A 24859-nucleotide genomic window follows, 5' to 3' on the forward strand; every position below is an offset into this window, starting at 1 on the left:
CCCTGCGGCACTTCACCGCACCCCGGCACTTTTACCTATACTCGCCCTTACAATAGCCACCTGATTCCTGACCGGATCTCTCCCATGCCCCCACGTCGGCACATTGCCTGGATAGCCTGCCTTGCAGTGCTGTTCAACCTGCTGGCCATGCCGCTGTCTTCCGCCGCGCCCAAAGGTCCGGCCGAGCAGCTGCTGTGGGGGGCTTTCTGTTCGAGCATGGCGAACAAAGGCAAGGTCGATGTCCAGGCACTGGCCAAGATCGACCTGGGGCCGCAAAGCAACGACTCCGCCAGCCTGATGAACTGCTGGTGCTGCTCAGGCGCCGCGCCGCTGCTGGCACTGCCCGGCTACCCGCCGCAGCTGCACAACCCACCGTTGCTGCTCGGCAGCCACCTGGCGCCACCTGCCGCCTACACTCCCACGCCGCGCCAGCTATGGCCGGCGCTCAATCCCCGAGCCTCTCCGATCGTCTGAGTTGACCACGCTGTCTGCCCGCACCTGAACAGATCGGAGACTCACCATGCTCAAGCAAGCCCTCGTCCTGGCCGCCCTGTTGCTGCCCGGCGCTTTCGCCAACGCCCACGAATACACCGTCGGCGACCTGCACATCGCCCATCCCTGGTCGTTGGAGCTGCCGCCCAATGCCCCCAACGTCGCGGCCTACTTCGTTGTTCACAACAACGGCCAGCAGGACGACCGCCTGCTCTCGGTCGACAGCCCCATCACCGACGACGCCCAGTTGCACGAGCACGCCAAGACCGCTGACGGCCTGATGAAAATGCAGCAGGTCTCCAGCGTGGCCGTCCCGGCCGGCCAAAACCTGACATTCGCCCCCAGCGCCTATCACGTGATGCTGATGCAGCCCAAGGACCGCAGCCTGCTCATCGACGGCAAGCGCTTCCCGCTGACCCTGCACTTCGAGAAGGCCGGCGACATCACCGTCGAGGTGGCCGTGCAAAAGCAGCCGCCCGCCGACCAGCAAGGCCAGGCCCATACGCACTGACCGCTGACAGACGCTCGCCATGAGCCTGCCGCGCGACCGGTTCACCCGCTTAACCCGCCCTGATCGCAGGCGCCTGGGTGGTGGCTGGCTGAGCCTGTTCGCCATGTGGATGATCTTCATCGGCCCACTGGTTTCCCAGTCGATGCCGATGGATCACCACGCCGGCATGAACATGTCCACGCCGATGGACATGCCCATGGCAGCCGGGCATGACCACGGCGCCGACCACCATGGCCACGACGACGGCCAGTTGCATGTGGTCTGGGAAAAATGCGGCTACTGCACGCTGCTGTTCAATTGCCCGGCCCTGCCCCAGGCCCTCAGCCCGCTCAGTGCCGGCGTCGTACTTCCCCCCGCCCTACTCCCCGTACCGCCCCACCAGGGCCACGCCCGGCAGGCCGTCTTCCCTGGTGCGCGCAGCCGCGCGCCACCCGCCTCGATCAGCGCCTGAACACAACGCTATCGCACGAAGCCTGGAGGCTTCGCGCTCTTTCCTGACTGATCGACTGGAATCACTATGTCTGGCTGTACCCCTGTTTTTGCTCTTTCCCTGCGGGGAACGATCGCCGTGCTCTGCGGCTCTGTGCTCGCGCCCCTGGCCCTGGCCGCCGAAACCGGCCATGACGGCCATGCGCACGAGATGGCCGAGCTGAGCCCGACGGTCATCACCGCCATTGCCCCCAGCTCGCCGCTGACCGTGGTCACCAATCCCAAAGACCCACGCCAGCCGGTGCCGGCCAGCGATGGCGCCGACTATCTGAAAACCATTCCCGGCTTTTCGGCGATCCGCTCCGGCGGTACCAACGGCGATCCGGTGCTGCGTGGGATGTTCGGCTCGCGCCTGAATATCCTCACCAACGGCGGCGTGATGCTGGGCGCCTGCCCCAACCGCATGGATGCGCCCACCTCGTACATCTCGCCGGAAACCTACGACCGCCTCACCGTGATCAAGGGCCCGCAAAGCGTCATCTGGGGCCCTGGCGGTTCCGCCGGCACCATCCTCTTCGACCGTGAACCCGAGTCCTTCGGGACACTCGGCAGCCGGGTCAATGCCAGTCTGCTGGGAGGCTCCAACGGCCGCTTCGACAAGGTGCTCGATGCCGCCGCCGGCAACAGCCAGGGCTATGCCCGCTTTGTCGGCAACCAGTCGCGCTCGGATGACTACGACGACGGTCACGGCGATACCGTGCCGTCGCGCTGGGACAAATGGAACGGCGATGTAGCCCTGGGCTGGACGCCGGACGCCGATACCCTGCTGGAGCTCACCGCAGGCAAGGGTGACGGCGAAGCCCGCTATGCCGGACGCGGCATGGACGGCTCGCAGTTCAAGCGCGAGAGCCTGGGCCTGCGCTTCGAAAAATCCAACCTCGGCGAGGTGCTCGACAAGGTCGAAGCCCAGGTCTATTACAACTATGCCGACCATGTGATGGACAACTACAGCCTACGCACGCCTTCCGGCAGCGGCATGATGGGCATGCCCATGGTCAGCAACGTCGATCGCCGCACCCTTGGCGCTCGCGTCAAAGCCACCTGGCGCTGGGCCGATGTACAACTGGTCAGCGGCCTCGACGCGCAAACCAACGAACACCGCAAACGCGGTGGCATGGGCATCGACGCACACAAAGGCCAGCCCTGGACCAAGGACGCCGACTTCCACAACTATGGCGTGTTCAGCGAGCTGACCTGGTACGCCACCGGAAACGACCGCCTGGTCACCGGCGCCCGCCTCGATCGCGCCTCGGCCCGCGATTTTCGCCAAGGCAGCCCCACCGAGGGCGATACCCGCGCCGATACCCTGCCCAGCGGCTTCGTGCGCTACGAGCACGACCTGGCGGTGATTCCGGCAACCACGTATGTCGGCCTGGGTCATGCCCAGCGCTTCCCCGACTATTGGGAGCTGTTCTCGCCCAAGCGGGCGCCAGCCGGCGCGGCCAATGCCTTCGATGGCATCAAGCCGGAAAAAACCACCCAGGTGGATTTCGGCATCCAATACCAGGACGAGCGCCTGGAAGCCTGGGCCTCTGGCTATGTCGGGCAGATCCGCGACTACATTCTGTTCGACTACCAAGGCATGAGCTCCCAAGCCCAGAACATCGACGCCCGCATCATGGGCGGCGAGCTCGGCGCCGCCTACAGGCTGACCGAGAACTGGAAGGCCGACGCCACTTTGGCCTATGCGTGGGGCAAGAACAGCAGCGACGACAAGGCGCTACCGCAGATGCCGCCGCTGGAAAGCCGTCTGGGGCTGACCTACAGCCGCGATCTGTGGAGCGTCGGGGCCTTGTGGCGCCTGGTCGCGGAGCAAAATCGCATCGCCGAGAACCAGGGCAATGTGGTCGGCAAGGACTACGAGAAGAGCGCAGGTTTCGGTGTGTTCTCGCTCAACGGTGCCTACAAGGTCAACCGCAACCTCAAGCTCAGTGCAGGCGTCGACAACCTGTTCGACAAAACCTACGCCGAGCACCTGAACCTGGCCGGCAATGCCGGGTTCGGCTATCCGGCCACGGACCCACAGCCGGTGAACGAGCCAGGTAGGACCTTCTGGACCAAGGTCGACATCAGCTTCTGACAACAACAAACAGGGCGCGGCGATCACCGCGCCCAAACCGGGTCATCTGGAGGTTCCATGAGCGGACAACGCATTTCCTTCTACAACCTGGCGTGGCGCTGGCATTTTTATGCCGGGCTGTTCGTCGCGCCTTTCATGATCCTGCTGGCGATCACCGGGATCATTTACCTGTTCAAGCCGCAGCTCGACCCAGTGCTGTACCGCGACCTGATGGTGGTCGAGGCCGGTCACCAACGCCAGGATGCCGACACCCTCCTGGCCCAGGTGCGCCAGGCTTATCCACAGGGCCACGTGGGCCAGTACCTGCCGCCGGCCAATGCCGAGCGCAGCGCCCAGTTCGTGGTGCACGACGGCGGGCGCGAGCTGAACGTGTTCATCGACCCCTACAGCGCCAAGATGCTGGGCGAGCAGGACGCCAAGGACAACCTGCAAGCCGTGGCCCGCGCCCTGCACGGTGAGTTGATGGTCGGCACCGTGGGCGATCGTCTGGTGGAACTGGCCGCCGGCTGGGGCATCGTGCTGGTGGTGTCCGGCCTGTACTTGTGGTGGCCACGTGGGCGCAGCAGCGCAGGCGTGCTGTGGCCGCGCCTGTCCGCCCGTGGCCGGGTGTTCTGGCGCGACCTGCACGCAGTCAGCGGCTTCTGGGGCTCGCTGCTGTTGTTGCTGATGCTGCTCAGCGGCATGACCTGGACCGGCCTGTGGGGCAAGCAGTATGCCGATCTGTGGAACCGCTTCCCGGCGGCCATGTGGAACGATGTGCCCACATCCGATCAACGGGCCGGCGCGCTGAACAACGCCCACCGCCAGACCGTGCCCTGGGCGCTGGAGAACACACCGATGCCGGTTTCCGGCGCCCATGCCGAACATGGCGCCCACCACGGCATGTCCAACGCACCGGCGGCGCCGCAGGTGAGCCTGCAGCAGGTCGAGGACCTGGCCACCACGCGCCAGGTCGAGCCCGGCTACAGCATCACCCTGCCGAGCTCGGCAAGCGGTGTGTTCACCGTCGCAGTGTTCGCTGATGACCCGCGCAACGACGCCACCCTGCATGTGGACCAGTACACCGGCCAGGTACTGGCCGACGTGCGCTGGCAGGACTACAGCCCGGTCGCCCGTGCTACCGAGCTGGGCGTGATGCTGCATGAAGGCAAGATGTTCGGGCCGCTGAACCAGGCGATCATCCTGGTGGTGTGCCTGATGATCCTGCTGGGTTCGGTGAGCGGGCTGGTGATGTGGTGGAAGCGCCGGCCAGCAGGCGGGCTGGGTGTTCCGCCACTGCGCCATGACTTGCCCCGCTGGAAAACCGCCACGGTGGTCATGCTGGTGCTGGGCGTGGCCTTCCCGCTGGTGGGCGCCTCGATGCTGGTGATGTGGGTGGTCGACAGCCTGGTGGTGCGCCGACGGATCCTGGCCGGGGCTTGAAGACTGCTTGTCTGTGCCGCCTCTTTCGCGGGAAAACCCGCTCCGACAGATTTCAGTGATCCTCTGTGCGCGCGGGTTTACCCGCGAAAAGGGGCGGCACAGGCACCACGCTGCTACACAAAAATCGAGGCGATCTGCCGCGCCCCTGGACTGGAACGCGCGTGTTAGCCTACTTGGCTCTGCACAAGAAGACTGACCCACAACGGAATGCAGCCCATGACCCGGACCTCATCAACCTCCGCAGACGATTCACATCTGCAACGCAACCTGACCAACCGCCACATTCAGTTGATCGCCATCGGTGGCGCCATCGGCACGGGCCTGTTCATGGGCTCGGGCAAGACCATCAGCCTGGCGGGGCCGTCGATCATCTTCGTGTACATGATCATCGGCTTCATGCTGTTCTTCGTCATGCGTGCCATGGGCGAATTGCTGCTGTCGAACCTCAACTACAAGTCGTTCATCGACTTCTCCGCCGACCTGCTCGGCCCGTGGGCGGGCTACTTCACCGGCTGGACCTACTGGTTCTGCTGGGTGATCACCGGCATCGCCGATGTGATCGCCATCGCCGCCTACTCGCAGTTCTGGTTCCCCGACCTACCCCAGTGGATACCCGCGCTGATCTGCGTAGCCGTGCTGCTGTCGCTGAACCTGATCACAGTGAAGATGTTCGGCGAGGTCGAATTCTGGTTCGCCATGATCAAGATCGTCGCCATTGTCGGCCTGGTCGCCACCGGCCTGTACATGGTCGTCACCGGCTTCGAATCGCCGGCCGGGCGTACCGCGCAACTGGCCAACCTGTGGAACGATGGCGGGATGTTCCCCCATGGCCTGATGGGCTTCTTCGCCGGATTCCAGATCGCCGTGTTCGCCTTCGTCGGCATCGAATTGGTGGGCACCACCGCCGCAGAGGCGAAGAACCCCGAGCGCACTCTGCCACGGGCGATCAACTCGATTCCGGTGCGGATCATCGTGTTCTACGTGCTGGCGCTGATCGCGATCATGGCCGTCACCCCGTGGCGCGACGTGGTGCCAGGCAAGAGCCCGTTCGTCGAGCTGTTCGTCCTGGCTGGCCTGCCTGCTGCGGCAAGCATCATCAACTTCGTGGTGCTCACCTCGGCAGCCTCCTCGGCCAACAGCGGCGTGTTCTCCACCAGCCGCATGCTCTATGGTTTGTCCCAGGAAGGCGATGCGCCCAAGGCATTCGAAAAGCTGTCGCGCCGCGCCGTGCCGGCCAACGGCCTGTACTTCTCCTGCACCTGCCTGTTGCTGGGCGCTGCGCTGATCTACGTGATTCCCGACCTGGTCGAGGCGTTCACGCTGGTCACCACGGTCTCGGCATTGCTGTTCATGTTCGTCTGGACGCTGATCCTGCTGTCGTACCTGAACTACCGCAAGCACCGCCCCGCATTGCACCAGGCCTCGAAGTACAAGATGCCCGGCGGACGCCTGATGTGCTATGTATGCCTGACGTTCTTTGCCTTCATCCTGGTGCTGTTGAGCCTGGAGGACGATACCCGCAAGGCCCTGATCTTCACGCCGCTGTGGTTCGTCATCCTCACCGCCACCTACCAGTTGGTGCGCAGCAAACGACACCCGCGCACCGCCGTGCGGGACACCCAGGACAGCTGAGCTGTCCTGGCCCAAGTACCGATCCTTGCGAGCCGCTGTCATGACCGCTGAAATCCGCGATGCCCTGCCCAATGACGTACCCGGCATCCTCGAGATCTACAACGACGCCGTGCGCAACACCACGGCGATCTGGAACGAGACGCCAGTCGACCTGGCCAACCGCCAGGCGTGGTTCGAGGCGCGTGCACAGCAGGGCTATCCGATCCTGGTGGCGGTGGATGACAGTGGCGTGTTGGGGTATGCCTCGTTCGGCGACTGGCGCCCCTTCGAAGGCTTTCGCCACACGGTCGAGCACTCGGTTTATATCCGGGGCGACCAGCGTGGCAAGGGCCTGGGGCCATTATTGATGAGCGCGTTGATCGATCGGGCGCGGGCGTGCGGAAAACATGTGATGGTCGCCGCCATCGAGAGCGGCAATGCGGCGTCGGTCCGCCTGCACGAGCGGCTGGGGTTCGTGGTGACCGGGCAGATGCCGCAGGTAGGGGTGAAGTTCGGCCGCTGGCTGGACCTGACGTTCATGCAGTTGATGCTCAACCCAGGCGCCAAGCCAAGCGCCTGACGGTCCAGTCGATGCGGTCTGTTCGCGGCTAAACCAGCATCCGCAGGGTTCGCGCGAAGCGGGTTTACCCGCGACCTATTCTGCGTTCAGAGGTGTATGAACCTGCCCAAACGCTGGCGCAGCATGCTGTTCTCACTGCGCAACTGTTGCACCTCATCGAGCAACTCCAGCGCCAGGGCCACCCCTTCCCATTCCAGCTCCAGGTCCCGGTGCAGCTTCACCGCCCGCCTGGCCAGCAGCGGTGCCTGATCATCGAACAACCAATCCTCCGGCGTTCGCCCCGAAGGTTCAACGATGCCGTGCTCGACGATTTCGATCACGCAGTCGGCCGTGATGTCGGCTTCCTGGCAGAGGGTTCGCATGTCCAGTTGAACGATCAGGGTGCTGCTCATGATCAACTACTCCATTGTGTCCTCGGGTTGAACGCAGCTTTCTCGGAAAGCTTGGTCCAGAGTTCGCGCGTGGCCGCATCCGACTGGCTAGGCATGACGATCTTGAGCTGGGCGTAAAGATCGCCGCGCTCGCCTTGCTTGTTGGCAAGGCCCATGCCCTTGACCCGCAGACGCTGGCCACTCTGGCTGTCGGGGCGGATGGTCAGGTTGATCTTGCCGGTCAGGGTCGGCACCGCCACCTTCGCGCCCAATGCCGCCTCCCAGGGGGCCAGGGGCACGGTGATGATCAGGTCATGGCCTTCGACATCGAACAGCGGGTGCGGTGCCATGCGGATGGTCAGGAACAGGTCGCCATTAGCACCGCCCCCGACACCGGGCGCGCCTTGACCCTTGAGGCGGATACGCTCGCCGTCCGTCACCCCGGCCGGGATCTTGACGTTGAGGGTCTTGGTGGTGAACCCGGTGCGCTGGCCCATGGCGTTGGTCTGCGGCACCTGGAAGCTGATCTGCTTGGATTCCTTGCTCAAGGTTTCTTCGAGGAAGATCGCCAGTTCCAGCTCCACGTCCTGTCCTCGCCTGCCCGCGCTGCGCTGCTGCTGACCCCGGCCAAAGGGATTGCCGCCCCGGCCGCCGAAGATCGAGCTGAAGAAATCGGAGAAGTCTCCGCCCTCGAAACCACCACCACCGCCACGGCTTTCCCAGCCTGGAGGCGCCTGGAACGGCCGGCCATGCTGGCCGCCGTACTTGCGGATCTCGTCGTACTCGGCGCGTTTCTGGGCGTCGCCCAGCACCTCGTAGGCCTCGTTGGCCTCCTTGAATTTGTCCTCGGCGTCACGCTCTTTGCTGACATCGGGGTGATACTTGCGGGCGAGCTTGCGGTAGGCGGCCTTGATCGCCTTTTCATCCGCGGTGGGCTCGACGCCGAGTATCTTGTAATAGTCTTTGAAGTCCATCTAAGGGATCACCGTTGGGAATTTTTACGATGTTTCTGAAGATTGGGGTCAAGCATAGCCTTTCAAGGTTCGCCTGGGGTTGTTCCAGAGCAGACGACCGGTCTTGATTTAGTCGGCCACTGGCATAAACTGCGCGGCCGTTTTGCCTCCGGAAGCTCCTCCCCATGTCTGACGTATCCCCGGCCCGTGCCTGTGGCATCGACTTCGGCACCTCCAATTCCACGGTCGGCTGGCACCGCCCCGGCGTGGAAACGCTGATCGCCCTGGAAGACGGCAAGATCACCCTGCCTTCGGTGGTGTTCTTCAATATCGAGGAGCGTCGTCCGGTCTACGGTCGTCTGGCGCTGCACGAGTACCTGGAAGGCTACGAAGGCCGCCTGATGCGCTCACTCAAGAGCCTGCTCGGTTCCAAGCTGATCAAGCACGACACCAGCGTGCTGGGCAGCGCCTTGCCGTTCAAAGACCTGCTGGGCATGTTCATCGGCGAGCTGAAAAAGCGCGCCGAAGCCAATGCCGGACGCAGCTTCGACGAAGTCGTGTTGGGCCGTCCGGTGTTCTTCGTGGATGAGGATCCGGCCGCCGACCAAGAAGCAGAAGACACCTTGGCCGAGGTGGCACGCAAGATCGGCTTCAAGGAGGTGTCGTTCCAGTACGAGCCGATCGCCGCGGCGTTCGACTACGAGTCGGGCATCAGCCGCGAGGAACTCGTGCTGATCGTCGATATCGGCGGCGGTACCTCGGACTTCACCTTGATCCGCCTGTCGCCGGAGCGCCACCTGGTAGCCGAGCGCCAGAGCGACATCCTCGCCACCGGCGGCGTGCATATCGGCGGGACCGATTTCGACAAGCAGTTGAGCCTGCAGGGCGTGATGCCGCTGTTCGGCTATGGCAGCCGGATGAAAAGCCAGGCGCTGATGCCCACCAGTTATCACCTGAACCTGGCCACCTGGCACACCATCAACGCGCTGTACTCGCAGAAATCCCAACTGGCCTTGGGCAGCATGCGCTACGACATCGAAGACACCTTGGGCATCGACCGCTTGTTCAAGCTGATCGAAGAGCGCGCCGGGCACTGGCTGGCGATGGAAGTGGAAGCCAGCAAGATCGAGCTGACCCACCAGGACAGTCGCCGCCTCGACCTGGGCCGCATCGAGCCGGAGCTGGCCGTGGAGTTGACCCGACCACTATTCGAAGATGCCATCGAAGGTCTGCTCGCCCGCGTGCGCGGAAGCGTCACCGAACTGCTGAACAAGGCCGGCGTGAGCGAAAGCCAAGTGGACACCGTGTTCTTCACCGGCGGCTCCAGCGGCATTCCGGCGCTGCGCAACAGCGTAGCGGCCATGTTGCCCAACGCGCGGCATGTGGAAGGCAACATCTTCGGCAGTATCGGCAGCGGGTTGGCGATCGAAGCACGCAAGCGCTACGGCGCCGTCTAAAAGCTGCAAGCTATAAGCTGCAAGCTGCAAGAAGTGGGTGTCTCCACCGACTCGCTTTTACTTGCAGCTTGAAGCTTGAAGCTTGAAGCTTCAAACCAGCTCAGCCCGCTTGAGCTCGCTTTTCAGGTACGCGTAGTAGATCGGCCCCGCCACGACGCCCGGCAGCCCGAACGCCGCCTCGAACACCAGCATCGCCAGCAGCAATTCCCACGACTTGGCACTGATCTGACCGCCCACGATCCGCGCGTTGAGGAAGTACTCGACCTTGTGGATGACGATCAGATAGCCCAACGCTGCCACCGCCACCCAGATCGACAACGAAAGCCCCACGATGGTGATCAGGGTGTTGGACATCAGGTTGCCGATCACCGGCAGCAGCCCCAGCAGGAAGGTCAGCACGATCAAGGTCTTGGTCAACGGCAGGTGCACCCCGAACAGCGGCATCACCACGGCCAGGAAGACGCCGGTGAATGCGGTGTTGAGCAGGGAAATCTTGATCTGCGCGAAGACGATGTTGCGAAACGCCTGCACCAGCAGGCTCAGGCGCTCGAACAGCGCCGCAGCCAGGGGTTTGCGTCGGGAAATGTCGGGGATGCGCTGCAGGGCCACGATCGCGCCGAGGATCATGCCGATCAGCAAGGTGACGAACATGTGCGCCATACCCTTGCCCACCAGTTGCAGCTCACCCAGGTGGCTCTTGAGCCAGTCGCCGATGGCCACTTTGAACTCGGCGGCGCTGGCCGGCAGGTACCCTTCGATGAACGGTGGTAACTGGCTGCGGGCGCGCTCCACCAGGGCCATGAATTTATCCAGCGAGGCGCCAGGGTTCTCCGCCTCGTGAAGCAGGAAACTGAAGGCCCCGGCGATCAGCAGCGTCAGCGTACTGACCACCAGGGTGCCAAGCAGCGCCACGGCCAACCAGCGCGCGCGTTGCCCAGCGATCACCGGCTGCAGGCGCGGCGTGAGCATGTTGACCAACTCGAACACCAGCAAGCCTGCCAGCAGGCTGGGCAACAACTTCAGGGGCAGCACCAGCAGCAGGCCGGCAAACACGATGATCCAGCTGGCCAGGGTAATCTGGCGGGGGGTGAAGGTCATACAGCCTCAACGGCGGACAACGGGAAAGAGCCGCAGTCTGCCAGCCTTCGCCAGACAAACATAGGCGCAGGTCATTTCTTCTTCAGGCAATCGCTCATGAAGGCTTTGCGCTCGTCTCCCTTGAGCGCCTTGGCGCTGGCATCGGCGTTGCAGGTTTTCATCTTTTCCTGCTGGGTGGCGGGCTTGGCTTTGAGACAGGTACTCATGAAGGCCTTGCGCTCGTCGCCCTTGAGGGCCTTCTCCGAGGCCTGGGCATTGCAGGTGGTCATTTTCTCCTGTTGGGCGGTGGCTGCGAAGCTCTGGGCACTGATCAACACACCCAACACCAGCAAAGGCACGTGCAGCATTTTCATGAAGCGATCTCCTTGTCTCCACGCTGCATGCGTGGTCGTCGAGCAGAGTGTAGCCAAGATTTTTCGCCGTCCGCTCAGGCCGTACGCGCCCGGCGACGATACTGCTCGGGCGTGCAGCGGGCCTGGCGCTGGAACATGGCGATGAACGCCGAGGCGGTGCTATAGCCGAGGTCGAAGGCGATGGACTGGATCGACAGACCCGCCTCCAGCGCCTCGATGGCGCGCAGAAAGCGCAGGCGCAGGCGCCATTCACCGAAACTGATCCCCAGCTCACGCAGGAACTGGCGCGCCAAGGTGCGTTCGCTCACATGCACAAGGCCGGCCCACTCGGACAACGGGCGATTGTCGCCAGGCTCGGCATGCAAGGCTTCGAGCACCTGGCGCAGGCCTTCACTGCGGGCGAATGGCAGGTAGCAGGCCTGCGTCGGCGCAAGGTGCAACTGGTCCAGCAGCACCTGGACCAGGCGCTGGTCGCGTTCGTCCTGGGCCACCTTGAGATCGCGTTGGGCGAAGTCGCCGAGGATGGCCTTGAGAATATCGCTGATCACCAGGGTGCAGGCCTGCTGGGGCAGGTCCTGGCACAGCTCGCTGGCCAAGTACACCGAACGGTAGACGATCGCCTGGGGGTTATAGCAGCCATGCTCGGTCCCTGGAGGCACCCACACGGCGTAATGGGGCGGCGAGACGAAGCGCTGGCCATCGACGTCCAGGTGCATGACGCCATGGGCTGCGTAGTTGAGTTGCCCCCAAGGATGACGATGCGGGGCGCTGTGGGTATCAGCGCCGAATTCGTCGTAGCGAAAGTACACCGGCGCCGGGAGTCGCTCGAAGGCAGGGATGTCGAGATATTTGCGGGCCATGTTGGCTGCTTCGAAGGGTGGGTTGTCTGGATGCGAGTATAGGCTTGTGAACAGACAAAGGATAATGACTGCCAGCTTGGGCCTGCCTGCACTTCGCGGCTCATCCGCGCCTACAGGAATACGCCGGACCTGTGGGAGCGGCTTTACCCGCGAAGGGCTTCAAGGCAGTCCCGAATTTTTGCAACACCCTCAGAGACTCACAGTTCCATGAATTACGCATTTCCCCTGCTGGCCATCCTCATCTGGGCCGGCAATACCGTGGTCACCAAGCTTTCGGCCGGGGCGATCTTCCCTGCCGAGATCGGCTTCTACCGCTGGTTGCTGGCAGGCCTGTTGTTCACGCCGTTCCTGCTGCCCCAGGTCTTGCGCAACCGCGCCGCGATCGCCCCACACCTTGGCAAGATCTTCGTCCTTGGTGTGCTGGGCATGGCCATGTACCAGAGCCTGGCCTACTTCGCCGCAGGCATCACCAGCGCCACCAACATGGGCATCATCCTCTCGCTGATGCCGCTGATGTCCCTGGCCCTGGCCATCGCCTGGCTCGGCCAACACCTGACCTTCGGTGCACTGTGCGGCGCGTTGTTATCGTTCATCGGCGTGCTGGAAGTGGTCTCGGCCGGCAAACCCAGTGCCTTGCTGCAGCAAGGCCTCAACAGCGGCGACCTATTGATGCTGGTGGCCACCTTTGCCTACGCGCTGTACAGCTTCCTTCTGAAGAAATGGCAACTGCGCCTGCCGGCGATGCAATTGCTGTACTTGCAAGTGGTGGTGGCGATCCTCGTGCTGCTGCCGTTGTTTTTGCTGTCACCGAAAACCGGGCTGAATGCCCAGAACATCGGCCTGGTGCTGTACGCCTGCGTGCTCGCCTCCATGGTGGCGCCACGGGTATGGATGCAGGCCGTGCATCGCCTGGGGCCCAGCCGCACCACGCTGTTCTTCAACCTGCTGCCGGTGGTGACGGCAGTGATCGCCGCCGTGGTGCTGGACGAGCAGCTGGCCAGCTATCACCTGTATGGCGGCCTGCTGACATTGGCGGGCGTGCTGTTGGCCGAACGCTGGACCACACCTGTACGCCGGCCTGTTACAGCCCCGCAGCCTTGAGCCGGGCAGCGTGTTCGGTGAACAGGCGCACCGGGTCGGCGCCCCTGCCCACCGCGCCGAGGGATTGATTGACGATGTCCAGATGATCGAGCGGGTAGTCATCGCCGATCACCTGGCCAAGATGCGAGCTGAAACGCCCGACCATGCCGTCGCACTGGCCTTTCTCACGCTCGAACGTTCGGGCGAACAGACGACAGAAGCGGTTGCTGGCGTCGAAGCGATTGCGCCCCTGATCGGTACGCCCCGGCTGCAAGGTGCCGGACCAGGAGTAATAGCGCACGCCATTGACCTCGGCATCGCCCTGCCCGCCCCAAGTGACAGGCAGGCCCTGTGGATAAGCCTGGTTGAAGCGGGCCACACCGGCAGTGGTGAAGGACTGGTGCGAGGCATGCACATCGATCGGCAGCGGGTCACGGCGCCAGCCGGTTTCCAGCCAGACCAACAGCACCGCCGTGCCATGCAGCACGGCTTTGAGCATCCGCCCTTGGGCTGAGTCTCCCGGGGCCTTGCGTTCCAGGTAGTCGGCCAGTTCCGAGCCTTGGTTGGGCCCTGCCACCGAGGTCACCGAGGCGACCCGGTCGGGCCGTTTCGCCGCGGCGTAGCGGGCGCTGAGGGCTCCCTGGCTGTGGCCGATCAGGTTGACGCGCGCAGCGCCGGTGCGCCCGCAGATGTCCTCGATGATCGCCAGCAATTGCTCGCCGCGCAGCTCACTGGAATGCAGCGGCGAGACCTGCACCGCAAAGACCTGCGCCCCGCCCCGGCGCAATGCCGGGACGATGCCGAACCAGTAGGGATAGAGCAGCAGCCGCACGAAGCCGAGCATGCCCGGCACCAGCACCAACGGGTAACGCGTGGCAAGTTCCTGGCTCATTCCCTGCCCTCTGCCTGGATCGTAGGCCAACACTACAAGGCCGTGCCGGCGCGATGCAATCGAACTCCTGAGGCGCCCTGCGGTTCCAACCAGAACACCCCTGAGCAAGGAGCCGGACCATGTACAGAAAGACCCTGGCCATCCTGTTGGCAAGCGCGGCGCTGGCCGCCTGCGGCAGCCATCCGGAAAACCCGGTGGATTACGTGACCTACCGTGACGAGCCGCTGGTCAAGCAAGTGGAAAACGGCATGACCATGCAGAAAGTCATCGCCATCGGCGGCAGCCCGTCGAACGCTACCGACCTGCCCAATGGCGGTACCTGCAATGACTACATCCTCAACCGCGACGGCCACCAGCAGCCCTACTACGTGCGCTTCGACGCCACCGGTCATGTCGACGCCAAGGGCTTCAAGACCTGCAAGCAACGAGAAGAGGACCGCGAGGCCGTACCCGGCGCGTGAGCCCTCCCTGACGCACCGTGAATACCCTGATCCTTTCGGAGACGAACATGAACGCTATTGAACTGACCGATGTCCGGACCCTGCGCGAGCGTGCCCGACAACATGTCGAACAAGGCGCCGTGACCGAGGGTTACAACGCCGACCGGGACAAGATCCTTACCCTCCTCAACGAGGCGCTGGCCACAGAGCTGGTCTGCAACTTGCGCTACAAGCGCCATTACTTCATGGCCAGCGGGATCAAGGCCAGCGTCGCTGCCGACGAGTTCCTCGAGCATGCCACCCAGGAGGCCGAGCATGCCGACAGGCTGGCCGAGCGGATCGTCCAGTTGGGCGGCGAGCCGGATTTCAACCCCGACAACCTGAGCAAGCGCTCCCACGCCCAGTACGTGGCCGGCAGCACGCTCAAGGAGATGGTGCTGGAAGACTTGGTGGCCGAGCGCATCGCCATCGACAGCTACCGTGAAATCATCCAGTACATCGGTGAGAAGGACCCGACCACTCGGCGTATCTTCGAGGATATTCTGGCCCAGGAAGAAGAACATGCCGATGACATGGCGGACCTCTTGAAAGGGTTGTAAGCCAGTTTGGGGGCTGCTCTGCAGCCCTCGCGAAGAAACCCGCTCCCGCAAGCTCTGCAGTGCCGTCAATCACACCGCTATCTGTGGAGCGGGCTTACCCGTGAAGCCTGTCTCGGCGCCCGCACTCGTCACCGATCACTTTTTCTTGCCCTTCACCGCACTCGGCGCCTTGCCTGCCTTCATTTGCTCCAGCAGCGGTGTGCACTGGTTGGGCACATCATCTCCCGGTGCGATCAGCGCCAGCAGCCCGGCCGCAGGTCCCATGGCCACGCCCAGGGCGACCATCCCTGCCCCGCGAAGCGCCAGCGGAACCGCCTGCACCCCAGCGCTGGGCTTGGCGAACGGCCCCCGCACGTAGAGCGGGGATCGCAGGGAGAACAGGCGCAGCCCTTTGGATTCAGGCGTGATCTTCAGGTCCAGTTGCTCGGTGGCAAAATTCGCCGTGCCATTGATGTAGATGATCGCGTTTTCGGTGTCGAAGACGAACAGGCGCGTGGTCGCCAACCCGTCCTTGATACCCACGTTGGCCGCCGCACAGTTGATCTTCACCTCCTCGTCGCCGAACAGCTTGCCAATCACATAGTTGCCCACGTTGAGCCCGGCGATTTCCATCAGGCTGCGGCTGATGGCGCCGTCGTTGATCAACAGGCTCAGATCACCATTGGAAGTGCCCAGCAAGGCCGCCACCGAATTGCCACGTCCGCTGAGGTCGGCATCGCCATTGAGTTCGCCGAAACTGGTCTGCATGGGCGCAAAGCTTGGGAACAACTGCTTGAGTTTGAAGCCCCGGGCGCTCAGGCGCGCCCGCCCCTGCATCGGCACGCTGCGCCCGTCCAGGCGTATGTTCGCGTTCAAGTTGCCGCCCGCCACGCCAAAACGCAGAGGCTCCAGACGCAACAGGCCGTCCTCCAGCAATACGTGGGCGGAGAGGTCCTTGAACGGCAATTGCTCGCTGTGCACGATGCGTTTGCCGCTGAAGGTGACGTCCGCATCCATCGCGCGCCAGCGCTCGGTACGGAACTCCTCTACCGGCAGTACCTTTCCGGTCGGCTGCTTGCTGGCGCCGCCCCGGGCCTTCTGCTCGGCGTTGGAGTCGGCGCCGATCAGCGGCGCCAGGTCCTTGAACAGCAACTGCTCGGACACCAGGTTGCCAGAGAGCTTCGGTCGTGGCTGGCTGGCGACGAACGTCAGGTCGCCGTGGATATCGCTGTCGCCAATCTTGCCGTTGAAGCCTTCATAGCGAAACCGCGCCCCCTGGGCATCGTGCAGGTTGGCGGTGAGGTGACCGTCGGTTGCGTAGGCCGGGGTGTCTGGCAGGGTCACACCCGTGAGGGGGTAAAGATTGCCCAGGCTGCTGCCGGACAAGCGCAGGCGCAGATCGAGCGCCCCTAGGTTGCGCGGGTCGGTCAGGGTGCCAGCGAGCGCCACCCGGGTATCGCCGATCCGCGCGTCGGCCTGCAGCGGAAAGGGCTGGCTGGCGTCCTGCAAGGCCAGCAGACCGCCGATCTTGCCCGTGCCGGAGACCGGCTGGCCTTTGTAGGTGCCTTGGGCCTTGAGGCCAAAGGCGTAATCCTGGGCAACGCCGGTCTTCTCGGCACGGGCCTTGCCGACGATCTCGCTGAAGGGGATCGGCTTGCCCAACGGATCGATCTGGACCTTCATTCGGGTTTTCAGCGTCTGGTCATCGAAACTGACGTTGCCTTGATCGAAGCCGATGGCGCCGATGTCCAGCACCCAGGGAGAGGGTTGGGCGTTCTCATCCTTGGGGCCGAGATCGAAAGTCCAGTTGGCCCGGCCATCGGCCAAGCGCGTCAGGCTGGCGGTAGGCTTGGTGAGGTCGATGCGTGGAATGACGATCTGCTGGAATACCAGCGGCACCGGCGACAGACGAAACGTTACACGCTCAAGGCCGACCATGCGCGGCGCTTCGAGCCAGTCGGGGTTGCCGAGGGTCAAGTCCTCGGCCACGAAGTGCGGCCAGGGGATCCAGGCGCGCCAACCGCCCTCTGAAGGTTCACGGTGCCATTGCACGGCCAGATTGCCGTTGATCGCAAAAGGGCGGTGCAGGGCTTCGGAGACCTTCTCGTTGAGCAGCGGCTTCACGCGGTTCCAGTCGAACGTGGCGATCGCTACCACCAGTATCGCCAGCAGGGTCAACAGGCTGGTGAGGATCCAGGTAAGGATGCGCAAGGGACGCGTCATTGCGTAATTCTCCTGACTGCATGGCACAAAACGGGCACCGCGATGGCACTCATTATGTCGGACTGACGAAAGCGCGCCGGGTTTAATCGATGGCGATCATAAACCGGCCCGAGCGGTCGGTGCGCGGGCCTCAACCACCGGTGACACTCCAGTTGGACTTCTCTGAAAACACTGAGCCAGAGCCGCTCAAGCGGTGTATCAATGGCATCGATTGTTACCATTACCCGGATGAACTTTTCTCTGGCGTTACCGAGCGTAGCATTGGCCTCGTACCCACTTTTCCCAGCCCCCTAGAGGAGCAACGAGATCATGAAACGCCATCTGCTGCTGAGCCTGACCCTGACAGCCCTTGCCGCCAACGCCTTCGCTTTGCCGGCTGCCGAACAACATCTTACGGCTGAATCCCGGTCCAGCGCTGCCACCGTCAGCCAGCCACTCAATACCCTGGCAGAAGGCGGTTCCGATCGCCTGATCGAGCGCAACAACCGCGTCGCCGAGGGTGGCTCCGATCGCCTGATCGAGCGTAACAACCGCGTCGCCGAGGGTGGCTCCGATCGCCTGATCGAGCGTAACAACCGCGTCGCCGAAGGCGGCTCCGATCGCCTGATCGAACGCAACAACCGCGTCGCCGAGGGTGGTTCCGATCGCCTGATCGAGCGCAACAACCGCGTCGCCGAGGGTGGTTCCGATCGCCTGATCGAGCGTAACAACCGCGTCGCCGAGGGTGGCTCCGATCGCCTGATCGAGCGTAACAACCGCGTCGCCGAAGGCGGTTCCGATCGCCTGGTAGAACTTGGCCGCATGGGCTGATCACCATGGCCAAGAACAACAACCCGCCAAGCAATACCTGCTCCCCTCCAAGCCCGGTCCATTGACCGGGCTTCGTTTTTTTATCTAGAGTGCCCAGCCGTACAGTCACAGAATACGTCCCATGCTGCCGCGCGCCGAACAGAAGCTACAGACACGCCAGGCCCTGCTCGATGCCGCCTGCCAGCTCATGGAGAGTGGCCGGGGTTTCGGCAGCATCAGCCTGCGCGAAGTAGCCAAGGCCGCGGGTATCGTCCCCACCGGTTTCTATCGGCATTTCACCGACATGGACGCCCTGGGCCTGGCCCTGGTGGCCGAGGTCGATGCGACGTTCCGCCAGACCATCCGGATCGTGCGGCACAACGAGTTCGAACTCGGAGGCATCACCGACGCTTCGGTGCGGATATTCCTGGACGTGGTGGCTGCCCACCGCGCGCAATTCCTGTTCCTGGCCCGCGAACAGTACGGTGGCTCCCAGGCCGTGCGCCAAGCCATTGCTCAACTGCGCCAGGGCATCAGCGCAGACCTCGCCACCGACCTGGCGCGCATGCCGCGTTGGCAGCATCTGGACGGCGCCGCACTGGCAGTGATGGCAGACCTTGTGGTCAAGACCGTGTTCGCCACGTTGCCCGAACTGATCGACAGCCCTGACGCCGCGAATCCACAGGCCCTCACCCCGCAGGAAAAGATCACCCAGCAACTGCGCTTCATTTTCGTGGGTGCGCGCCACTGGCAAGGGTTGGGAAATCCAGGCTGATCGTTGCCAACAACGGTAAAGTACCGGCGCGAGCGCCCTGCAACCCCATTCTGCTACCATGGCGCACTGCCCGATTGCGACGAGCGCCTTCATGTCCGACCCCCGCCCCACCCTGCCCGAACTGGCTCGCTTCAACCAGCACTTCGCCGACTGCATCGTGCCACTGTGGCAAGGTCCGGGCTGGAATGCCGAACTGGCCCTGCCCTTTGAAGCCCTCGATGGCGAACACCGGCCCATGCCCGTGCAGCGCTACCGCGCCATGGCCTGTGCCCGGCAGCTGTACCTGTTCAGCAGCCGGATCGAGCAACCGGGCGCGGCCGAGCGGGCGGCGGCGCTGTTCCGCTCGCTGCAACGGCATTTCCACGATGCCGAACATGGCGGCTGGTTCTACAGCATCGATGCCGAAGGTCGGCCACTGGACCGGCGCAAGGACCTCTATACCCATGCCTTCATCGTCTTCGCATGCGCCCATTACTGGGGCAAGGTGCGCGAGGGTCTGGTGGAGTCCGCGCTCAACGCCGCCCTGGATATCGTCGCCGAGCGCTTCGCCCGGGATGACGGGCTGTATGAGGCCAGCCTGGGCGAAGACTGGTCGGACCTGGGTAGCGGTCCCCTGCAAAATCCTCAGATGCACCTGACCGAAGCCTTCCTGCAGACCCTGGCGGTGCGCGAGGACGACGCTGTCGAGCACGCTTTGTTGTCGCTGTGCGAAGCGCTGCAAGCGCGCTTCGTCGATCCCGTCCACGGCTTGATGCTGGAGAAACCGAACGGGGCTGTGGATAACTGGTTCGAGCCGGGGCATCAGTTCGAATGGTTCTATCTGCTCGACACCTCGCCGCTGCTGCGTGGCACCCCGCTGCATGCCTCCATCGATCGTGCATTCATCTATGCCGAACAGTCCGGCGTTAAGGATTCGGCAGTGTTGGCCATGCTGGATGTCGCGGGTAAGGTGATCGACCCCACCCAACGCATTTGGGCGCAGGCGGAATACCTGCGAGCGCTGGCGTTGCGGCCGGGGAGCGCGGCGAAGTTACTGGCGCAGTTGCAGGCGCTCGAGGGTCGGTTCCTGCATGCCGGAGGCTGGTATGAATGCCGCGATGGCCAAGGCGAGGTCAGCCGGCACGACATGCCGTCCACCACGCCCTACCATTTGGCGACGTGTCTGGAAGGCCTGCAGGCTGCCTGTGCGGACAACACTTCCCTCTGCTGATCGACCGCCATGCCCCCTCACCATTGTTCTTCCATCTCGGAGGAACAATGGACATGAAAAACAACGATTTTGCAGCATTCGTGGAAACGCAGATCGACAGGGCGGCCCAGAAGATCATCGACAGCAGCAATCAACGCTACGATGAACACGCCCATGGGAAACTGAGCTACCTGCTGAGCTTGCGCCGCGTGATGAGCCAAAAAGCCACCGCCGAGGATCTCGGCCGACAGGACGCCATCAACGATGTGCTTCAAGCCCTGAACATCATCGAGCCCAACAAAACCTACTTGTCACTGATCAAATAAAGTATCGACGGCACTGCGAGAACCGGCCAAAGCCGGTTCGCGTCCGTTCAGTCCTTGCTCGAGCGGTGGACCGAAAAACCAGCCCAGTCCTGGCTCACCGGCATCAATTCGAGACTGTTGATATTGATGTGCGCCGGTTGGGTAAGCATCCAGAAGATGGTTTCTGCAATGTCCTGGGGCTGGATCGCTTCGGCGCCCGCGTAAGTGGCATCGTACCGCGCCTGGTCCCCGCCGAAGCGCACCAGCGAAAACTCGCTCTCGCACAGTCCTGGCTCGATGTTGCTGACACGCACGCCGGTGCCGCGAAGATCGCAGCGCAGGCTCAATGAAAACTGCCCGACGAACGCCTTGGTGCCGCCATAGACATGGCTGCCCGGATAGGGATAGTTGCCCGCCACCGAACCTACGTTGAGGATACTGGCCCCACGGCCATGGGCAATCAGGCGCGGCAACAGCAGCCGGGTGGTGTACATCAAGCCCTTGATGTTGGTGTCGACCATGGTTTCCCAGTCGTCCAGGTCGCAGTCCTGGGCAGGTGACGCGCCCAGTGCCAGGCCTGCGTTGTTGACCAGGCCCTGCAGCTTGTCGAAAGTCGGCGGCAGGCTGGCGATCGCCTGTTCCATGGCCTGGCGATCACGTACATCGACCGCAAGACCATGCACTAGGGTCTTGGCCGACAGCTCGGCACACAGGGCGTCCAAGCGCTCCTTGCGCCGACCGGTGAGCACCAGCTTCCAACCTGCCTCAGCGAAACGGCGGGCGGTGGCTTCACCAAAGCCGGACGTCGCGCCGGTGATGAATACGGTGGATGTCATGCGCATCTCCTTCACGGTGGGTTGTCGTCGACAGATGCTCAGCATGGTCTGCTGCATCGTCTCCAGCAAGCGCACCCCATGCTGGTCAATAAATAGCCAACACCTTGAAACCCTTGTAATAGACAGGCTCAACGCACCTATACGCACCTTATCCACAAGGCTTTCCCCACGGATTGGGGGCAACTCGTCATCCTGAATGAACGCAACGTTGTCCAGCGGGTCTGTGGAGCGCTTTTCGGTGATGGCCCAACGCTTTCAACGGTGCCGCTTGCAGCGGTCTGTCCAAGGCTTTTTCACAGAGTTATCCACAGCCTTCGCCAAACATCGACACGCTGTTTGCGGACTGCGCGGCTGCAGTAAAAACGTCCTCAAGCCTGACCTGGTCAAAAAACATACAGATGCCTGTAAGGCGCGCCGGTAAAGGCGTAGAGACACCTGCCACCATGTTTTCCACAGGCGGTTCCACACGATCCGTGGACAAAGCGAAGCCTGTGGAAACAATGACTTGCGAAGGGATTCTGCGGGCCCTCGTGCAGGGTATGCGACAAGTTGTCCACATTGGCGTGAACAACCGGGCCGCGCTGCGGCCCGGTTACTGGGTCAGTGTCCGCCGAGGTAGGCGTTGCGCACTTCCTCGTTGACCAGCAGCTCCTGCCCCGTACCGCTCATGCGGATCTGGCCGTTGACCATCACATAAGCCCTATCGGAGAGCTTCAGCGCATGGTTGGCGTTCTGCTCCACCAGGAAGATGGTCATCCCTGTCTTGGCCAGCTCGCGCAAGGTCGAAAAGATCTGCTTGACCACGATCGGCGCCAGCCCCAGTGACGGCTCGTCAAGCAGCAGCAACTTGGGACGGCTCATCAATGCCCGGGCGATGGCGAGCATCTGCTGCTCGCCGCCGGACATGGTCATGGCCCGCTGGTTACGACGCTCCTTGAGCCGCGGGAACAGTTCGTACATGCGCTGCATGTCCTCATCGGCATGCTTGTCGCCAATCGGGATGGTCCCCATCATCAGGTTTTCCTCGACAGTCATGTCGGGGAACACCCGGCGTCCTTCCGGCGACTGGGCAATGCCGTTGGAGGCGATGTAGTGCGAGGACTTGCGGGTGATGTCGGTGCCCCGGTAGACGATCTGCCCGGACGCGGCCCGGGGCTGGCCGAAAATCGACATCAGCAAGGTCGACTTGCCGGCGCCGTTGGCCCCGATCAGGCTGACCGTCTCGCCTTCGTTGATGTGCATGCTGACTTTCTTCAGCGCCTGGATGGGCCCGTAGAACACATCCAGGTCCTTGAGCTCGAGAATGGGTGCACTCATACCAGTTCCTCTTCGTCGGCACCCAGGTAGGCGGCGATTACCGTCGGGTTGTTGCGGATGTCCTGCGGCGCACCTTCGGCAATCACGTTGCCGTGGTCGAGCACCACGATATGGTCCGAGATGCTCATGACCATGCCCATGTCGTGCTCGATGAGCACCACGGTGATGTCGTGTTCATCGCGGAGCACGCGGATCATGCGGCTCAGGGCTTCGGTTTCCTGGGGGTTGAGACCGGCAGCCGGTTCGTCCAGGCAGATGATCTTCGGCCGCGTGCACATGGCCCGGGCGATCTCCAGGCGACGCTGCTGTCCGTAGGACAGCTCGCCGGCCAGGCGATTGGCGCAATCGACCAGATCGACCACTTCCAGCCAGTAGAACGCATGGTCCAGGGCATCGCTTTCGGCCTTGCGGTAGGCCTTGGTGTTGAGCACGCCAGCCAGCAGGTTGCGGTTGACCCACATGTGCTGGGCCACCAGCAGGTTCTCCACCACCGACATTTCCTTGAACAGGCGAATGTTCTGGAATGTCCGGGCCAGGCCTGCGCGGTTGACCAGGTGGGTACCGCCGAACATCTTGTAGTACAAGCGATTGGCAAAACGCGCCGGGGACACGAAATCCGCCGCCTGGAAACGCTCGCCGAGCAACTGGATCACATTGGTGCGGCCACCGCGCACGTTCAGTTCGATGCGCCCGCCACTGGCCTTGTAGAAGCCGGTCAGGCAGTTGAACACGGTGGTCTTGCCGGCGCCGTTGGGGCCGATCAGGGCGAAGATCTGGTTGCGCCGGACCTTCAGGCTGACATCGCTGAGCGCTTTGATGCCGCCGAACTGCATCATCAGGTTGTCGACCGAGAGAATGATATCGTCGCTCATGGCGCCACTCCTTTACGCGGGGTCACACCGGCACGGCTGATGCGGATCAGCCCTCGCGGTCGCCAGATCATCATCAGCACCATCAGCACACCAAACAGCAGTACCCGGTATTCAGAGAAGCTGCGCAGCAACTCAGGTGCCACGGTCAGCACGAACGCGGCAATCACCACGCCTACCGTCGAGCCCATGCCGCCGAGCACCACGATCGCGAGAATCAACGCCGATTCGAAGAAGGTGAACGAAGACGGGTTGACGAAGCCTTGATAGGTGGCGAAGAACACTCCAGCCAGGCCTGCGGTGGAAGCGCCCAGGGTAAACGCCGATAGCTTGACCAGTACATGGTTCAGGCCCATCGAGCGGCAGGCGATCTCGTCCTCGCGCAGCGCCTCCCAGGCCCGGCCGACCGGCATGCGGGTCAGACGGTGCTTGATGTACAGGACGGCCAGCACCACGATGAACAGCACTGCATAGATGAACACGAACTTAAGGTTGGCGTTGTATTCGAAACCGAAGAACTCGTGGATGGGCACTCCGCCATCCTTGGCCCTACGGCCGAACTCAAGGCCCATGAAGGTCGGCGCCGGTGCCGGCATGCCGTTGGGGCCACCGGTGAACGACAGCCAGTTGTTCAGCACCAGGCGGATGATCTCACCAAAGCCCAAGGTCACGATCGCCAGGTAGTCGCCATGCATGCGCAACACGGGGAATCCAAGTATGCACCCGGCCAGTGCTGCGGCGATGGCCGCCAGTGGCAGCACACTCCAGAAGCCCAGGCCAAGGTACTGGTAGCCCAGGGCCAGACCGTAGGCACCAATGGCGTAGAACGCCACGTAGCCCAAGTCGAGCAGGCCCGCCAGACCTACCACGATGTTCAGGCCCAAGCCCAGCAGCACGTAGATCAGGCCGAGGATGACCACGGTGAGCAGATACTTGTTGGCAAAGACCGGAAACACGATGGCGATGACGATCAGCGCCGGAATGATGTAACGCAGCCGTGATTTGTAGTCAGGCGCCAGCACGTGCACGCCCGAGCCGCCACTTTCGAAGCCCTGGAGCATGCGCTGCCCCGAGGCGGTCTGCAAAAACAGGCTGAGCAGGAAGCGCCCCAGCATCACCCCTCCGACCAGCCAGGCCACGCGACGGGGTTCGGCATTGAAGCTGTAGCCGTCGAGCACCACGCCGACGACAGGGCCAAACACGATCAGGGCGAGCAGGCCAGCGACGATGGTCTCCAGCAGGCTGCGCTTGATATCGAAACCGGAAGAAACAGTATTGGCAGCAGACAT

26 protein-coding genes are annotated in these 24859 nt (G+C 63.1%); 15 read left to right on the plus strand and 11 right to left on the minus strand.

The window, feature by feature from the left end; translation table 11 throughout:
- Positions 1–84 precede the first annotated feature (84 nt).
- The 7 genes from BLS27_RS03265 (at position 85) to BLS27_RS03295 (ending at position 7185) form a co-directional block, all read left to right on the plus strand.
- Positions 85–474 carry a DUF2946 domain-containing protein gene (locus BLS27_RS03265; protein ID WP_090343148.1) on the plus strand — a complete coding sequence of 130 codons (390 nt, stop codon included), beginning with the start codon at positions 85–87 and terminating at the stop codon, positions 472–474.
- Between the two features lie 46 nt (positions 475–520).
- Positions 521–1003, plus strand: coding sequence for a copper chaperone PCu(A)C (locus tag BLS27_RS03270; protein ID WP_043207941.1), 483 nt, complete (start codon positions 521–523; stop codon positions 1001–1003).
- A 19-nt stretch (positions 1004–1022) separates the two neighbouring features.
- The gene (locus BLS27_RS03275) at positions 1023–1454 is read left to right on the plus strand and encodes a DUF2946 domain-containing protein (protein WP_090343150.1); all 432 of its coding nucleotides are present in this window, start codon (positions 1023–1025) and stop codon (positions 1452–1454) included.
- 66 nt (positions 1455–1520) lie between these two features.
- Positions 1521–3572, plus strand: coding sequence for a TonB-dependent copper receptor (locus tag BLS27_RS03280; protein ID WP_090343152.1), 2052 nt, complete (start codon positions 1521–1523; stop codon positions 3570–3572).
- A gap of 57 nt (positions 3573–3629) precedes the next feature.
- Positions 3630–4994 (plus strand): PepSY-associated TM helix domain-containing protein, encoded by a 1365-nt coding sequence (locus tag BLS27_RS03285; RefSeq protein ID WP_090343155.1) that lies wholly within the window; start codon positions 3630–3632, stop codon positions 4992–4994.
- A 216-nt stretch (positions 4995–5210) separates the two neighbouring features.
- Positions 5211–6626 (plus strand): D-serine/D-alanine/glycine transporter, encoded by a 1416-nt coding sequence (cycA, locus tag BLS27_RS03290; RefSeq protein ID WP_043207947.1) that lies wholly within the window; start codon positions 5211–5213, stop codon positions 6624–6626.
- 40 nt (positions 6627–6666) lie between these two features.
- Positions 6667–7185 carry a GNAT family N-acetyltransferase gene (locus BLS27_RS03295; protein WP_043207949.1) on the plus strand — a complete coding sequence of 173 codons (519 nt, stop codon included), beginning with the start codon at positions 6667–6669 and terminating at the stop codon, positions 7183–7185.
- 86 nt (positions 7186–7271) lie between these two features.
- Here the strand turns inward: BLS27_RS03295 and BLS27_RS03300 are convergent, their stop codons facing one another.
- Positions 7272–7577 (minus strand): chaperone modulator CbpM, encoded by a 306-nt coding sequence (locus BLS27_RS03300; RefSeq protein WP_043207952.1) that lies wholly within the window; start codon positions 7575–7577, stop codon positions 7272–7274.
- A gap of 2 nt (positions 7578–7579) precedes the next feature.
- Positions 7580–8530: a curved DNA-binding protein gene (gene cbpA / locus BLS27_RS03305; RefSeq protein WP_043207955.1), complete on the minus strand. Its 951-nt coding sequence runs from the start codon at positions 8528–8530 to the stop codon at positions 7580–7582.
- 164 nt (positions 8531–8694) lie between these two features.
- On the opposite strand from cbpA, the gene BLS27_RS03310 reads away from it, so the two are divergent.
- Positions 8695–9966, plus strand: coding sequence for an Hsp70 family protein (locus BLS27_RS03310; protein ID WP_090343158.1), 1272 nt, complete (start codon positions 8695–8697; stop codon positions 9964–9966).
- A gap of 90 nt (positions 9967–10056) precedes the next feature.
- Here the strand turns inward: BLS27_RS03310 and BLS27_RS03315 are convergent, their stop codons facing one another.
- The 3 genes from BLS27_RS03315 to BLS27_RS03325 form a co-directional block, all read right to left on the minus strand.
- Positions 10057–11064 carry an AI-2E family transporter gene (locus BLS27_RS03315; protein ID WP_043207960.1) on the minus strand — a complete coding sequence of 336 codons (1008 nt, stop codon included), beginning with the start codon at positions 11062–11064 and terminating at the stop codon, positions 10057–10059.
- Between the two features lie 71 nt (positions 11065–11135).
- The gene (locus tag BLS27_RS03320; protein ID WP_043207962.1) at positions 11136–11417 is read right to left on the minus strand and encodes a PsiF family protein; all 282 of its coding nucleotides are present in this window, start codon (positions 11415–11417) and stop codon (positions 11136–11138) included.
- 74 nt (positions 11418–11491) lie between these two features.
- Entirely contained in the window at positions 11492–12277 is a 786-nt protein-coding gene (locus BLS27_RS03325) for an AraC family transcriptional regulator (protein WP_043207965.1), read from the minus strand.
- A gap of 207 nt (positions 12278–12484) precedes the next feature.
- On the opposite strand from BLS27_RS03325, the gene BLS27_RS03330 reads away from it, so the two are divergent.
- On the plus strand, positions 12485–13378 hold the full coding sequence (locus BLS27_RS03330) for a DMT family transporter (protein WP_090343161.1): 894 nt from the start codon (positions 12485–12487) through the stop codon (positions 13376–13378).
- On the opposite strand, the gene BLS27_RS03335 is transcribed toward BLS27_RS03330, so the two are convergent.
- Positions 13359–14249, minus strand: a complete 891-nt coding sequence (locus tag BLS27_RS03335; protein ID WP_090343163.1) for an esterase/lipase family protein — start codon at positions 14247–14249, stop codon at positions 13359–13361. The genes BLS27_RS03330 and BLS27_RS03335 overlap by 20 nt on opposite strands.
- 119 nt (positions 14250–14368) lie before the next feature.
- On the opposite strand from BLS27_RS03335, the gene osmE reads away from it, so the two are divergent.
- The gene (osmE, locus tag BLS27_RS03340) at positions 14369–14710 is read left to right on the plus strand and encodes an osmotically-inducible lipoprotein OsmE (RefSeq protein ID WP_043207971.1); all 342 of its coding nucleotides are present in this window, start codon (positions 14369–14371) and stop codon (positions 14708–14710) included.
- A gap of 47 nt (positions 14711–14757) precedes the next feature.
- Complete coding sequence (locus BLS27_RS03345; protein ID WP_043207973.1) at positions 14758–15288, plus strand: ferritin-like domain-containing protein; 531 nt, start codon at positions 14758–14760, stop codon at positions 15286–15288.
- Between the two features lie 135 nt (positions 15289–15423).
- On the opposite strand, the gene BLS27_RS03350 is transcribed toward BLS27_RS03345, so the two are convergent.
- Positions 15424–17490 (minus strand): AsmA family protein, encoded by a 2067-nt coding sequence (locus tag BLS27_RS03350; protein WP_090343166.1) that lies wholly within the window; start codon positions 17488–17490, stop codon positions 15424–15426.
- A gap of 309 nt (positions 17491–17799) precedes the next feature.
- Between BLS27_RS03350 and BLS27_RS03355 the strand changes: the two genes are divergently transcribed.
- The 4 genes from BLS27_RS03355 (at position 17800) to BLS27_RS03370 (ending at position 20569) form a co-directional block, all read left to right on the plus strand.
- Positions 17800–18300, plus strand: coding sequence for a phage infection protein (locus tag BLS27_RS03355; RefSeq protein WP_090343167.1), 501 nt, complete (start codon positions 17800–17802; stop codon positions 18298–18300).
- 121 nt (positions 18301–18421) lie between these two features.
- Positions 18422–19054: a TetR family transcriptional regulator gene (locus BLS27_RS03360; protein WP_043211922.1), complete on the plus strand. Its 633-nt coding sequence runs from the start codon at positions 18422–18424 to the stop codon at positions 19052–19054.
- Positions 19055–19145: 91 nt separating this feature from the next.
- Complete coding sequence (locus BLS27_RS03365) at positions 19146–20264, plus strand: AGE family epimerase/isomerase (RefSeq protein WP_043211925.1); 1119 nt, start codon at positions 19146–19148, stop codon at positions 20262–20264.
- A gap of 53 nt (positions 20265–20317) precedes the next feature.
- On the plus strand, positions 20318–20569 hold the full coding sequence (locus BLS27_RS03370; protein WP_043211929.1) for a hypothetical protein: 252 nt from the start codon (positions 20318–20320) through the stop codon (positions 20567–20569).
- 47 nt (positions 20570–20616) lie between these two features.
- Here BLS27_RS03370 and BLS27_RS03375 read toward each other — a convergent pair whose 3' ends face one another.
- The 4 genes from BLS27_RS03375 to livM form a co-directional block, all read right to left on the minus strand.
- A complete protein-coding gene (locus tag BLS27_RS03375) occupies positions 20617–21384 on the minus strand; it encodes an SDR family oxidoreductase (RefSeq protein WP_043212011.1) in 768 nt (255 codons plus the stop codon).
- A 600-nt stretch (positions 21385–21984) separates the two neighbouring features.
- Complete coding sequence (locus tag BLS27_RS03380; protein ID WP_043211932.1) at positions 21985–22701, minus strand: ABC transporter ATP-binding protein; 717 nt, start codon at positions 22699–22701, stop codon at positions 21985–21987.
- Positions 22698–23573, minus strand: coding sequence for an ABC transporter ATP-binding protein (locus BLS27_RS03385; protein WP_043211934.1), 876 nt, complete (start codon positions 23571–23573; stop codon positions 22698–22700). The genes BLS27_RS03380 and BLS27_RS03385 overlap by 4 nt, the downstream gene beginning before the upstream one ends.
- Positions 23570–24859, minus strand: a complete 1290-nt coding sequence (gene livM / locus BLS27_RS03390; protein WP_043211937.1) for a high-affinity branched-chain amino acid ABC transporter permease LivM — start codon at positions 24857–24859, stop codon at positions 23570–23572. Before livM ends, BLS27_RS03385 begins: the two co-directional genes overlap by 4 nt.

This window comes from Pseudomonas guariconensis, assembly GCF_900102675.1.
Lineage (GTDB): Bacteria > Pseudomonadota > Gammaproteobacteria > Pseudomonadales > Pseudomonadaceae > Aquipseudomonas > Aquipseudomonas guariconensis.